This window comes from Leyella lascolaii, assembly GCF_900079775.1.
Taxonomy (GTDB): Bacteria; Bacteroidota; Bacteroidia; order Bacteroidales; family Bacteroidaceae; genus Prevotella; species Prevotella lascolaii.
In genome coordinates this window covers 532,414-545,977 of sequence record NZ_LT556049.1, presented here as the reverse complement: position 1 = coordinate 545,977, position 13,564 = coordinate 532,414, and the positions used below count along the sequence as shown (strand labels likewise).

At 53.5% G+C, this 13,564-nt stretch carries 10 protein-coding genes; 9 read left to right on the top strand and 1 reads right to left on the bottom strand.

The annotated features are described in order from the left end of the window. Nucleotides 1-29 precede the first annotated feature (29 nt). The 7 genes from BN4609_RS12390 (at nt 30) to BN4609_RS12355 (ending at nt 10,431) form a co-directional block, all read left to right on the top strand. Nucleotides 30-1,580, top strand: coding sequence for a S41 family peptidase (locus BN4609_RS12390; protein WP_241033261.1), 1,551 nt, complete (start codon nt 30-32; stop codon nt 1,578-1,580). 179 nt (nt 1,581-1,759) lie between these two features. After that, nucleotides 1,760-4,309, top strand: coding sequence for a TIM-barrel domain-containing protein (locus tag BN4609_RS12380; RefSeq protein WP_068856931.1), 2,550 nt, complete (start codon nt 1,760-1,762; stop codon nt 4,307-4,309). 25 nt (nt 4,310-4,334) lie between these two features. Next, a complete protein-coding gene (locus BN4609_RS12375) occupies nt 4,335-5,309 on the top strand; it encodes a T9SS type A sorting domain-containing protein (protein ID WP_068856930.1) in 975 nt (324 codons plus the stop codon). 36 nt (nt 5,310-5,345) lie between these two features. Then, nucleotides 5,346-6,359 carry a cadherin repeat domain-containing protein gene (locus BN4609_RS12370; RefSeq protein WP_068856929.1) on the top strand — a complete coding sequence of 338 codons (1,014 nt, stop codon included), beginning with the start codon at nt 5,346-5,348 and terminating at the stop codon, nt 6,357-6,359. A gap of 221 nt (nt 6,360-6,580) precedes the next feature. Beyond that, nucleotides 6,581-7,525: a PCMD domain-containing protein gene (locus BN4609_RS12365; RefSeq protein WP_106390603.1), complete on the top strand. Its 945-nt coding sequence runs from the start codon at nt 6,581-6,583 to the stop codon at nt 7,523-7,525. Nucleotides 7,526-7,559: 34 nt separating this feature from the next. Beyond that, the gene (locus BN4609_RS12360; RefSeq protein WP_068856994.1) at nt 7,560-8,741 is read left to right on the top strand and encodes a BamA/TamA family outer membrane protein; all 1,182 of its coding nucleotides are present in this window, start codon (nt 7,560-7,562) and stop codon (nt 8,739-8,741) included. Beyond that, on the top strand, nt 8,728-10,431 hold the full coding sequence (locus BN4609_RS12355; RefSeq protein WP_068856927.1) for a phosphoethanolamine transferase family protein: 1,704 nt from the start codon (nt 8,728-8,730) through the stop codon (nt 10,429-10,431). The genes BN4609_RS12360 and BN4609_RS12355 overlap by 14 nt, the downstream gene beginning before the upstream one ends. Before the next feature lie 108 nt (nt 10,432-10,539). On the opposite strand, the gene ruvB is transcribed toward BN4609_RS12355, so the two are convergent. Continuing rightward, nucleotides 10,540-11,574: a Holliday junction branch migration DNA helicase RuvB gene (gene ruvB / locus BN4609_RS12350; RefSeq protein ID WP_021992491.1), complete on the bottom strand. Its 1,035-nt coding sequence runs from the start codon at nt 11,572-11,574 to the stop codon at nt 10,540-10,542. Between the two features lie 203 nt (nt 11,575-11,777). Between ruvB and coaD the strand changes: the two genes are divergently transcribed. Continuing rightward, the gene (coaD, locus tag BN4609_RS12345) at nt 11,778-12,224 is read left to right on the top strand and encodes a pantetheine-phosphate adenylyltransferase (protein ID WP_068856926.1); all 447 of its coding nucleotides are present in this window, start codon (nt 11,778-11,780) and stop codon (nt 12,222-12,224) included. A gap of 75 nt (nt 12,225-12,299) precedes the next feature. Beyond that, a complete protein-coding gene (gene ybeY, locus BN4609_RS12340) occupies nt 12,300-12,713 on the top strand; it encodes an rRNA maturation RNase YbeY (protein ID WP_021992494.1) in 414 nt (137 codons plus the stop codon). The last annotated feature ends 851 nt before the right edge of the window (nt 12,714-13,564 follow it).

Genomic DNA, 13,564 nt, shown 5'->3' with positions numbered 1-13,564 from the left:
TATCAAAAGCGGTTGCCGCAGCCGCAGCCATGTGTCTGTATGCTGCGACAGGCGTCGAGGCACAGATAAGGCTGAATTTCGGAGAAGACAGTCCGATACGCAAAATGCAGATAGCCGAAATGGCGATAACCAATCTGTATGTGGACAGTGTGGACGAGCAGAAACTTGTGGAAGACGGCATAAGAGGCATGCTTAAAGAGCTTGACCCGCACTCTTCATACACCACGGCAAAGGAGACAAAGGCAATGCAGGAGTCGCTGCAAGGCTCGTTCGAGGGAATAGGCGTGCAGTTCAACATGGTGGAAGACACTCTGCTGATAATCCAGCCCGTATCTGACGGACCGTCGGAAAAAGTGGGAATACTCGCGGGCGACCGCATAGTGAGCGTGAACGACACCACCATAGCAGGCGTGAAGATGGACCGCGAGGAGATAATGAGACGGCTGAGAGGCAAACGCGGGACTGACGTGAAGCTCGGGATAGTAAGGCGCGGGATAAGGGATGTGCTCACTTTCATGGTGACACGCGACAAGATTCCGGTGAAGACAGTGGACGCTTCATACATGATAACGCCCGAGACGGGATACATACGCATAGGAAGTTTCGGCGCGACTACGCACAAGGAGTTCATGGAGTGTGTCGACTCGCTGAAAAGCCATGGCATGAGGAACATCATAATAGACCTGCAGGACAACGGCGGAGGCTATCTCCAGGCTGCCGTGCTTGTGGCTAACGAGTTTCTGGCAAAGCACGACCTGATAGTCTATACAGAGGGACGTACGTCGAAACGCGAGGAATACCGCGCGAGGGGAAACGGCAGGCTGCTCGACGGAAAGGTTATTGTGCTGGTGAACGAATACTCTGCGTCGGCTGCCGAAATACTTAGCGGAGCCATACAGGATCAGGACCGCGGAGAGATAGTGGGACGCAGATCGTTCGGCAAAGGTCTTGTGCAACGGCCCATAGAATTCCCCGACGGCTCGATGATGCGCCTCACAATAGCGCACTACTACACACCTGCCGGAAGGTGCATACAGAAGCCTTACAGCAAAGGAGACATCGAAGACTATGCCATGGACATAGAGAAGAGGTTCAGACACGGAGAACTTTACAGCGCGGACAGCATACACTTCGCCGACTCTCTGAAATATCAGACACTGCGGAAGCACCGCACCGTGTATGGAGGAGGAGGCATAATGCCCGACCTGTTCGTGCCGCTCGACACCACACAATACACTCCGCTGCACCGGCAGCTGAGCGCACGCAGCTACATCATAAACGCAAACCTGAAATACGTTGACGCCAACCGCAGCACACTGCGCACCAGATATGCGTCGTTCGAACAGTTCGACAAGGAGTTCGAGATTCCGCAGAGCGTGATTGACGGCATGCTGAAAGAGGCGGAGAAAGACAAGATAAAGCCAAAGGACGAAGACGAGCTGAAACGGACTCTGCCGCAGCTCAGACTGCAGATGAAGGCTCTCGTGGCACGCGACCTGTGGGATATGAGCGAATATTTCCAGGTCATCAACACAAGCAACCACATTGTTATGAAAGCCGTGGAGAGGATATCTGAATGACAAATGGTGTCCTGCGGGATAAGACGGAAAGCCGACATATCCCGCAGGACACATAAAACGAGACCATCGGAGACGGCATACAAATACGCCGGAAACGAAAACCTTATTTACCTGACCGTCAATATACCGGGCATAAAACCTGAGTTAGACATCATATTATTAACCAAAACAATAAATGAATGAAGTACTTATTTACATTTATACTTGCATTATTCACCGTGATGCAATCGTATGCGCAGGAGGAGTATAATCCTGTTGCAGACCCCGACGCTGTGGTTCAGTCGGGCAACATGAGGTTCACTGTCCTTACGCCTCAGATGATACGGATACAGTACAGCAGCAAGAAGGTGTTCGAGGACAGGGCTACTTTCGCCGTTGTCAACAGAAGACTGCCTGTGCCTGCGTTCACTACGAGCGAGGAGGACGGCTATCTATACATCAAGACCGAGGCTGTGACGCTGAAGTACAGAACGGGAAGCAACCCGACGACATTGAGGAACAGACCTGAGTTTCTGAGCGTCACATTCAACATGAACGGTCATGAAGTGGTGTGGTATCCGGGAAAAGACGACGCGCTCAACCTGAAAGGGACAACCCGTACACTCGACAACGGACGCGGAGACTCTAAACGCGGAGAGCTCGAAAACGGCATCCTGTCAAGAGGGGGATGGGCTCTTATCGACGAATCGGCAAGTGCCAAGCGCGGCGACGGAAGCCGGACATTCGCCTTCGAACCTATGGAGGAAGGCGGAATGGATTGGGCAAAACCGCTCGCAGACGAATCGGCGACCGACTGGTACATCCTCTGCTACGGACATGATTACAAGAAAGCTCTCGGCGACTACGTGAAAATAGCCGGCAGAATACCGATGCCGCCAGACTACATGTTCGGTTACTGGTACAGCAAATACCAGAGATACACAGCCCAGGACTTCATGGACATAACAATGGACATTGAAAACAACCGCATCCCTATTGATATTATGATAATGGACATGGACTGGCACAAGGACGGATGGACTGGCTGGAGCTGGAACACAAGCCTCATTCCAGACCCTAAAGGACTCATAAACTGGATGCACCAACACAACATGAAGGTGTCTCTGAACCTGCATCCTGCCGACGGGGTGAACAACTATGAGGACAACTTCGCGCAAATGTGCGCTGACCTCGGGAAGGATCCGGGGACAACAACCAATATCCCCTGGCAGCTGGAAGACTACAATTTCTACAAGGCTATGTTCAAGAACATCATTCGTCTGAGGGAAAGCGAAGGCGTGGACTTCTGGTGGATAGACTGGCAGCAGCGTCTTACAAACAACAATATGACGGGATTAGGCGAGACGTTCTGGTGCAACCACGTGTTCTATGAGGACATGAGACTAAACCGTCCGGAGCACCGTCCGGTGATATTCCACCGTTGGGGAGGACTCGGAAGCCACCGTTATCCAATAGGTTTCTCGGGTGACACATTCGCCACTTTCCCCACTCTGGCATTCCAGCCCTACTTCACAGCAACCGCATCCAACGTGGGCTTCGGCTACTGGGGACACGACCTCGGAGGACACCAGCAGCCGGGCGACAACGACCCAGAACTTTATCTGCGCTGGATGCAGTTCGGAGTGTTCACTCCAATATTCCGCACTCACGCCACTAACGCGGCTAACATAGAGCGCAGGATATGGGTGTATGAGAACTTCCCGTCGCTCCTCAAGACCGTACAACTGCGCTATGCCATGTTCCCTTACATCTACACTGCGGCACGCGAGGCGTACGACACGGGAGTGTCTATGTGCAGACCATTGTATTACGACCATCCGGAAGACGCCAACGCATACAAATATGAAGACGAATACATGTTCGGAAATGACATTCTCGTAGCTCCCATCGTGACTCCGGCTGACGCCGACAAGACCGTAAGACGCACCGTATGGCTGCCTGAAGGCAAATGGTGGAACGTGTGCCGCTCCAAGCTTATGGACGGCAACGTAACCTTTACAGACACTTACGGACAGGAAGATATCCCTTACTTCTATAAGGCTGGCAGCATCATAGTGAACAATCCGCCTCAGAAAAGTGTCACTACCAAAGCGCCGACACTTATATTAAAGGTGGTTCCAGGTGCCGACGGATCGTATTCTCTCTACGAAGACGAGGGCGACACAGAGCTTTATAAGGACGGTGTTTTCTCACGCACGGAATTCACACAGACAAGAAACGCACAGAGCGTGACGCTCAACATCGGAGCACGCACAGGCGTATATCCGGGCATGCCGGACGAAAGGGCTTACAGAGCTGAGTTCATTGGCAGCGAGAAACCGGAAAGGGTACTCATCAACGGGAATGAAGCCGCATCCGGAACATGGAGCTATGACAGTGACAACAGAACCGTAACAGTAAACATCCCGACAGCATCCTGCGATGTCGCAACAGCGATAGAGCTGAGGTATGCCGTGCTGCAGAGCGAGCTTACCGGCATCAACGGCACTGAGAACGGTGCGACATCCATAGAATACAACGCACAGGACGGGACAGTAACCGCACATCTCGCCGCCACGGCAAAGAACGCCAAGCTGGAGATAGTTTCAGCGAACGGCTCCGAGACATGTACCGCAACAGGAACCGACTGCAACAGTATCACCGCTGACATCTCATCACTCGGACGCGGAACATACGTATGCAGAATAACCGCCGACGGAAAGAGCGTTACGCGGAAGATAGTAAAATAACCGACTATAACTTAAGATTAACGATATGAACAAGACATATATAATATCTCTTTTTGCCGCCATCGTGTCTCATAATGTAGTATGTGCCCAGACTTATGACGAGCTTTGGATAACAGGCAGTGCCGTACCGGGAGGACTCCAGCAGCTGGAAAAGTTCCCTGACAACGAGTTTAAGTTTGCCGGAAAACTCGTTGACGGCGAAGTGAAAATAATAAACACCGAAGGCGTAAACGAAAACACGATATATCTGAAACCGCGGTATGTCGACTCAAACATCGTTAGCAACGGTCTGGCATACACCACCACGACCGACGCGTCAGACCCCGGATGGGTGGTACTGTTCGATGACGAGCGGTACAAGTTCACCGTCAACACATCGGCACGCAAGGTCTCCGGCGAGCTGTTCTCGCCATGGCTCGAGCTCTACATAGCCGGAGGATGCGTAGAATGCGGATGGGACGCAGGCAAGGCTCCCGCCCTTATACAGGACGAGAACAATCCTTACATATGGACATGGACGGGAGAACTGAAGAACAGACAGGAGAATGTGGAGCCCAAACGGTTCAAAATTCTCGGACAAAACGACTGGAGTCCAAAGAGTCTTCATCCCTATACGCAGGACGAACCGGTCGAGACTTCCACCCAACTCATGATTAACTGTCCCGACGACTACAAATGGGCAATCGACAAAGACGGCTACTACAGGATATCGGTGGACATCTTCTTCCAGTCGTTCAGCTGTGAGTATCTCGGCACGGAAGAGCCTACCGGCGTCTCATCCGCCCAGCAAGAAAGCTCCGCACCCGTCATCACACTGCACGGCAACGACGTCATTGTGAAAGGAAACGGACGCATCACCGTCGACGTGTTCAACATGTCAGGACTGCGCGTTGCCGGACAGACCGGTCAGGAAGTCACGATAAGCATTCCCGAAAAAGGCATTTACATCATAAAGGCTGCCGGAAAGAACGGCAGCGCAGTGCGGAAGGTGATTATATAACAGCATAACACAAAACATCAAAAACAGTAATACAACATGAGATACATTCTTAAATCCATAATAGCAGCGGCAGTGTCGCTATTCAGCATATATGCCACAGCACAGGACAACTGGCCCGACAAGCTCTACTGCCGCGGAGGTCTGGCAGACAAGTCGGCATGGAATCCGACGAAAAACTATCCGCTCAACCACGTCGGTGACGGCAAATACGAGGGCACGGTGGATGTTGACGCCTCAAACGAGGACAGCGGCGACTACTACGGAAACCGCAGTGACCTCTTCTTCAGCTATGGTAACGACGACAACCGGATTCTCTCTTGTCCGTACAGCAACATCGAACGGTTTCTCACTCCTGCCATATGCGAGGGTCCGCTTCAGGAATATTCACAGCCCGAAAACGTCTATCAGACCAACGGCGGGGCATATTTAGTGAACGTGGACCTTAAAGCCATGACAGTGAAAATCACTCCTTTCGACACCGGGAACATAGCATGGATGCCAGAGGTTTTCCTTGTAGGCACCAACTATGAGGAGTATTGGGGACGCAACGGAAAGTCGCTTCCACACATCGGAGGAGGCATATACCGGGGCACAGTACACCTGCTTGAGGGTGTGAACAACCCCGGATATGCCGAAGCCACCGTCTTCGCCACATACACGCACAGAAGAGACCTCAACTGGGCAGAGGGCAGATACGGAAGCAGCGACGACCTCAAAGTGCTGCAGCCCGGCGAGACCGCACACTGCACACGTTACTACGGCGACCGCAAATGGCTTATCGCACCGGGATGGTATGATGTGCTGTTCGACATGAACAAGGGTGAGGTGACATTCAACAACGTCACAGACGGAATAGAGCAGACAACCGCCGACAACACGGGCGTGCGCTCCGGCAAAGGCTGCATCATCATAGACGGTGATTTCAGCAAGGCAGAGATATTCACTGCCGGAGGCTCCCTCATAAGCAAGAACAGCCCGCGTACGGACGTGTCACCCGGACTTTATATAGTCAGAACAGGTTACAAAACCGTGAAAATAATGGTAAAATAACATTATAACCATACATTTACAGAAAACGGCTGCAAGGTTTCCGCACCATGCAGCCGTTTTTACGTTAATATAATATGTATTCTGTTAATATGTATAAAATATGTATAAAGTAAAACTGATTTATCTCTTTTAGTTTTCATGTTTGCGCTAATTAGCCTATATTTGCCGTTCGCAACATATTAAAAACCGAGATAATGATGAATCAAAACCAACTGTCATCAATGCTTTTCGCGGCTGTTCTGACACTCGGGACATTCAGTCCTGCCACAGCCCAGAGCAAGGAAAAGCTGATACCTTACGGTGACATGAACCGCTGGGTGATAAGAAACATCCACGAGTCAGCAGTCATAGGAGGAAACACAAAGACTCTATACGAAGTAGGACCGAACCAGACCATAAACGGCAACAAGCCATACAGCAACACAGGCAACTCGCCGTGGGCTACATCAAACGTCATGGCGAAGGTGATGGGAGTGGTTAAGACAAACTGCTCCGTGACCCGCGACCGGCACGGCAACGGCTACTGCGCCAAGATGACGACACACATCGAAAGCGTGAAAGTGCTCGGACTGATGAACATCAAGGTGCTTGCGGCAGGCTCGATGTTTCTCGGAAGCATGAAAGAACCCATCACAAGCACTAAGGACGGACCCAAAAGCCTCAACTGGGGCATTCCGTTCACGGAAAGGCCGAAGGCTATAAAATACGACTACAAGGTGTATGTGCCGGGCGAGAAGAACAGAATCAGACAGACAGGATTCAGCAAACCGTCAACCGTAGCGGGACAGGACTATGCCATAACGGTGCTTGTGCTTCAGAAACGCACGGAAGACGCGAAGGGCAACATCACCGCAAAACGTGTCGGGACGATGGTTGTGAGATACGGCAAGAGCACAAACGGATGGGTGGACGGCGCGACATACGAGATCATGTACGGCGACATAAGGAACAACCCCAAGTATGACGCCGCGCTCATGGGGCTCAGACAGACCGACTATGCGCTCAACAGCCACGGGAAAAGCGTGCTTGTAAGAGAGACGGGATGGGCTGCCGCTGACGAGAAGCCGACGCATCTCGCCCTACAGTTCGCGTCAAGCCACGGAGGCGCATATATCGGCACGCCGGGAAACACTTTGTGGATTGACAACGTAAAACTTGTCTACTGACACCTTCATACCATCCGTCACACTTGCAGGCACAATGAAAAAACAGGCTTTATCATTCGCGCTTACAGTGCTTTTCGCACTACCGCTTACCGCCGCCGACACTCTGTCGCACACCGGAAGCGTCATCGCCGACATGGCAGCAGCGGACAGTACGGTGAGGAAAAAAGGGTTTATAAACAGGATTCTCGACTACTTCAACGACGCCAACAAGACCGACTACAGCAAGAAGTTCGACTTCAGCATAATAGGAGGACCGCATTACAGCTCTGACACACAGCTCGGCATAGGACTTGTCGCGGCAGGGCTTTACCGCACAGACCGCAACGACACCATCCTCCCGCCGTCAAACATGAGTCTCTTCGGAGACGTGTCCACCGTGGGCTTCTACATGCTCGGCGTACGCGGACTGCACATATTTCCACACGACAGATACCGTCTGGACTACACGCTCTACTTCTACTCGTTCCCGTGCAAATACTGGGGAATGGGCTACGCCAACGGCGACAACGACGACAACGAGTCCGACATGAAACGCTGGCAGGCGCAGGCTAAGGCGAGCTTCCTGTTCAGAGTGGCGCGCAACACATACGTGGGACCCATGCTCACCTTCGATTTCATTCAGGGAAAGGACATAAAAAGACCCGAGCTGCTCGAAGGGATGGACCGCACCACGCGCAACGTCGGCGTGGGACTGACCTTCGCCTACGACTCGCGCGACGTCACCACAAACCCCAAACGGGGCATTTACGTGAGCCTCTCCCAGAACTTCCGCCCGGCGTTCCTCGGCAACCGATACGCCTTTTCCACCACCGACCTGCGCTTCAACGCCTACCGCCGCCTGTGGAAAGGGGGCATCCTCGCCACCGACCTGCGCAGCCAGCTCAACTTCGGAAACCCCTCATGGGGCATGATGGCTCTTCTGGGGAACTCCTATTCCATGCGCGGCTACTACGAGGGACGCTACCGCGACAAGCACAAGATAGAGGCGCAGGCGGAGCTGAGACAGCACATATGGAAGCGCAACAGCCTTGTGGCGTGGGTCGGGGCGGGAACGGTGTTCGATAAGTTCAGCTCCATGCGGGCGTCGCACGTGCTGCCCAACTTCGGCATAGGCTACCGCTGGGAATTCAAGAAAGACGTGAACGTGCGCCTCGACTACGGATTCGGCAAAGGCGGACAGTCAGGATTCATATTCAACATAAATGAAGCTTTTTAGGAAAACATACCATTTCTGTACGTCACCGCACGTACTTTTCATCGCGGCGGTCATAGCTCTGTCGCTGCCAAACTTATCACTTGCCTTCACTGAGAGCGTGCCGCTGATGACGCGCATCACCAACGTCGTGCTTCCGGTCGCGATATACTGGTTTCTGATGACGCTCAGCCGCAACACCGGCAAGATGGTGTGGCTGCTCTTCCCGCTCGTGTTCTTCGCCGCGTTCCAGATGGTGCTGCTCTATCTGTTCGGACGCTCGGTCATCGCCGTTGACATGTTTCTCAACCTCGTGACCACCAATCCGGGCGAAGCCACCGAACTGCTCGACAACCTGCTCCCTGCCGTCATCGGCGTGATAGTGGTCTATCTGCCGCTGCTTGTGTTCGCGGCGTGCTCCATGAAAGCGCGCCATGAGCTGCCCATGACATTCGTCAGGAAGCAGCGCAGACACAGCCTCACCGGCATAATAGCAGGTGTGCTGTGCCTCATTGTGTGCATGCTCGGCGACTCTTACTTCAGAACCGAGAACGACATCTATCCCGCCAACGTGTTCTACAACCTCGCGCTGGCGGTGGAACGCTCCGACGCCACGGCACACTACGGGCAGACCTCCGAGGGATTCTCGTTCAAGGCATCGTCAGCCCACCCCGCCGACAGCAGCGAGATATACGTTCTCGTGATTGGAGAGACGGCGCGCGCAGACAACTTCGGCATCTATGGCTACCACCGGGACACCACTCCCCTGATGAGCCGCATGCCCGGTCTGACAGCCTTCAGCCATGCCCTCACGCAGTCGAACACCACCCACAAGAGCGTGCCGATGCTTCTCTCAGCCGCCGACGCCACCGACTACGACCGCATCTACCGCGAGCGGAGCGTCATAACGGCGTTCCGCGAAGCCGGCTTCCACACAGTATTCCTGTCCAACCAGAAGCCCAACCACTCGTTCATAGACTTCTTCGGGATGGAAGCTGACGAATGGAAATTCATCAAAGACGGCTCCCGTGACGGCGCGAACACCCCTGACGAGAGACTTGTTCCGCTCGTGGAGGAGAAGCTGGCAGAGGGACATAAAAAGCTGTTCATGGTGCTCCACACGTACGGCTCACACTTCAACTATCGCGAACGCTACCCTTCCCGCGACGCCTTCTTCAAACCCGACGACGCCACAGAGGCAAAAGCCGCCAACCGACCGCAGCTCATCAACGCCTACGACAACACCATACGGCAGACCGACCGCCTGCTTGCCGGACTGATGACAATGCTTGAGAAGAGCGGCGCGATGTCGGCTCTTATATACACGTCAGACCATGGCGAGAACATCTTCGACGACAGCCGCAGGCTCTTCCTGCACGCCTCGCCCGTACCGTCATACTACGACCTGCACGTGCCGTTCATAGTGTGGACATCGCGGTCGTACGCCGACGCATATCCGTCCACGGTCTCAGCCGTCGCGTCAAACAGCGGGAAGACCGTGGAGAACAGCGTCACCACATTCCACACCATGCTCCATCTCGCAGGCATCAGCACCGCATACCGCAACGACAGCCTGTCGGTGGCAAGCCGCCTCTACACACCCGGACGACGCCACTACCTCAACGACCACAACCAGCCCGTCACTCTCGACAAGACGGGCATGGACGACGAGGACCTCGAAATGTTCCGCAAGAAAGGCATAACAGACATATAGGACATCAAATCCACACACGCGAAATGCCCGCGAAAGCCGTAACATCGCTTTCGTGGGCATTTCATTATCAGCCGCCAGCCGCCCGCCTGTCATGGCGGCAGCCTTACGTCAGTCGAACAGATGCGGCTCCATGATGTTTCCCTTATACGGGTTGCGCCCCAGATGCTCGTAGGCAAGCGGTGTGACCACACGTCCCCGGGGCGTCCGCTTGATGAATCCCTCCATTATGAGGAACGGCTCATACACCTCCTCAACGGTTCCGGCGTCCTCGCCTATTGCCGTGGCGATGGTAGACACTCCCACAGGTCCGCCCCTGAACTTGTCGATGATGGTGAGCAATATCTTGTTGTCGGTCTCGTCAAGACCGTAACGGTCTATGTTAAGGGCGGCGAGCGACATGCCCGCTATGGCGATGTCTATGCGCCCGGTGCCGCGCACCTGTGCGAAGTCGCGCACACGCCGCAGCAGCGCGTTGGCTATACGCGGCGTACCGCGCGAGCGGCGCGCTATCTCCACGGCGGCATCGTCGTCTATCGGCACGTTCAGAATGCCTGCCGAGCGTCTTATTATCCTCACAAGCGTCTCCGGCTCATAATACTCCAGATGGAGGTTTATGCCGAAACGCGCGCGCAGCGGAGCGGTGAGCAGACCGCTGCGGGTGGTTGCCCCCACAAGCGTGAACGGGTTGAGGTCTATCTGTATCGACCGTGCCGAAGGACCCTTGTCTATCATTATGTCTATGCGATAGTCCTCCATGGCAGAGTAAAGATATTCCTCGACTACAGGCGAGAGGCGGTGTATCTCGTCGATGAAGAGCACGTCGCGCGGCTCGAGCGACGTGAGTATACCGGCAAGGTCGCCCGGCTTGTCGAGCACCGGACCGCTCGTGAGCTTGAATCCCACGCCCAGCTCATTGGCTATGATGTTGCTCAGAGTGGTCTTGCCCAGTCCGGGAGGACCGTGCAGCAACGTGTGGTCGAGCGGCTCGCCGCGGTATCTGGCAGCCTCGACAAACACCTCAAGATTCTCCACCACCTTCTGCTGACCGCTGAAGTCGGAGAACCGCAGCGGGCGAAGCGCGTTCTCGAAGTCCTTTTCTCCCGATACCGCACTTTCCTGTCTTATGTCAAAATCGTCCGTCATTATAATCGCTGTCGTTTAATGCTGTGTGCAGACACAGTGAGACCTGCCGCCGGAAAACCTGCATTCCTTTTTCCGAGTGCAGCCTATCTTATTGCAAAGATAGTGCAAAAAATCCGATTCCTCTTAATATAAAGTCACTTTAATTTGGCGTTATTCATAGAAAATATGTATTTTTGCAATACACATCAAACAACAGCCGGACAATGAAAACAGGACTATTCGCAGGCAGTTTCGACCCTTTCACCATAGGTCACATGTCAATCGTCAGACGCGCGCTGCCGCTGTTCGACAGACTGATAATAGGCATCGGGGTGAACGAGACGAAGCAATGCATGATGACACCGATGCAGCGCAAGGAGGCGATAGAGCGCATATTCGAAGGAGACGACCGCGTGAGCGTGATGACATACTCGGGACTCACGGCAGACTTCGCACGCACCATGGGAGCGGAATACATAGTGAAGGGGGTGCGCAGCGTGAGAGACTTCGAGGCTGAGCGCGAACAGGCTGACATCAACCGAATGCTCTCCGGAGTGGAGACAATACTGTTGCCTGCCGAGCCGGGACTCGACTGCGTGAGCTCATCGGTGGTGAGAGAGCTGTCGCACTTCGGCAAAGACGTGTCCGCACTGCTACCCGGCAAGGAATGACACGGCTCCGCAGACACACCGTAAAAGACACACCCGCATGCTCCGGAACACCGGATAAAAACCAAAAGACAATATATGATATCATACAACACTGACGGCGTCGACATGCCGAAAATAAAGAAAAGGACAATCACCTCGTGGATAAGGGCGGTGGCTGCCACCTACGGCAGGCGCGTAGGGGACGTGGGCTACCTCTTCGTAAACGACGAGAAGATGCTCGAGATGAACCGCGAATACCTCGGACACGACTATTACACTGACGTCATAACATTCGACTACGACGAGGACGACATAGTGAGCGGCGACATAATAATATCGCTCGACACCGTAAAGTCTAATGCCGAACTGTACGCCAAAAGCTACGACGAGGAGCTGCACAGGGTCATCATACACGGCATACTGCACCTCTGCGGCATCAACGACAAGGGTCCGGGCGAACGCGAGATAATGGAACGCGCCGAGAACCGCGCCCTGGCGATGAGGATATGACCTGACCACCGCCACAGCACCAGCCCAGTAGAGACGCAAAATCTTGCGTCTCCCGTCCTGCCCATAGCGATATACCCATGCAATAAGCCCGCTGTCAACAACAGCATATAACCCCTCGTGAGACGCAAGATTTTGCGTCTCTACTTTTACAGGCAGCCACATTGTCCTTTAATCCATCATCATTCACTCAATGGCGTAAGCCCAGTAGAGACGCAAAATCTTGCGTCTCATGTCCATCCCATAGCAATGCTCGCATTCAATAATCGCTTGACAATAATAGCATTTACCTCCTCGTGAGACGCAAGATTTTGCGTCTCTACTTTTGCAGGCAGCGCATATTGCCTTTAATTCCTCATCATTCACTCAATGGCGCGAGCCCAGTAGAGACGCAAAATCTTGCGTCTCATGTCCATCCCATAGCAATGCTCGCATTCAATAATCGCTTGACAATAATAGCATTTACCTCCTCGTGAGACGCAAGATTTTGCGTCTCTACTATTGCAGGCAGCGCATATTGCCTTTAATTCCTCATCATTCACTCAATGGCGCGAGCCCAGTAGAGACGCAAAATCTTGCGTCTCACAAGCAACCCATAGCAATATACCCAACTATAACGCCACTGGCAATAAATGCATATTCTCCCTTGTGAGACGCAAAATCTTGCGTCTCTACTTTTAAAACAGCGAATATCATCCTCGATCACATCCTCCCCCGCACCGCGCTCCCATGCTTCCGCAATTAAAATACCGCCATATCGCTGCGTCGCCCGCTTTACGCCACTGCATAATTATACATCTGCGGACAGTAAAAAATCATGACAAAATATTTTCGTAAACCAGGAACGGGAAGCC

What these genes read in the sequence shown, in the direction of transcription:
- BN4609_RS12390 (WP_241033261.1), top strand. Translation starts at nt 30, where the DNA reads ATGTGTCTGTATGCTGCGACAGGCGTCGAGGCACAGATAAGGCTGAAT.
- BN4609_RS12380 (WP_068856931.1), top strand. Translation starts at nt 1,760, where the DNA reads ATGAAGTACTTATTTACATTTATACTTGCATTATTCACCGTGATGCAA.
- BN4609_RS12375 (WP_068856930.1), top strand. Translation starts at nt 4,335, where the DNA reads ATGAACAAGACATATATAATATCTCTTTTTGCCGCCATCGTGTCTCAT.
- BN4609_RS12370 (WP_068856929.1), top strand. Translation starts at nt 5,346, where the DNA reads ATGAGATACATTCTTAAATCCATAATAGCAGCGGCAGTGTCGCTATTC.
- BN4609_RS12365 (WP_106390603.1), top strand. Translation starts at nt 6,581, where the DNA reads ATGCTTTTCGCGGCTGTTCTGACACTCGGGACATTCAGTCCTGCCACA.
- BN4609_RS12360 (WP_068856994.1), top strand. Translation starts at nt 7,560, where the DNA reads ATGAAAAAACAGGCTTTATCATTCGCGCTTACAGTGCTTTTCGCACTA.
- BN4609_RS12355 (WP_068856927.1), top strand. Translation starts at nt 8,728, where the DNA reads ATGAAGCTTTTTAGGAAAACATACCATTTCTGTACGTCACCGCACGTA.
- ruvB (WP_021992491.1), bottom strand. Translation starts at nt 11,574, where the DNA reads ATGACGGACGATTTTGACATAAGACAGGAAAGTGCGGTATCGGGAGAA.
- coaD (WP_068856926.1), top strand. Translation starts at nt 11,778, where the DNA reads ATGAAAACAGGACTATTCGCAGGCAGTTTCGACCCTTTCACCATAGGT.
- ybeY (WP_021992494.1), top strand. Translation starts at nt 12,300, where the DNA reads ATGATATCATACAACACTGACGGCGTCGACATGCCGAAAATAAAGAAA.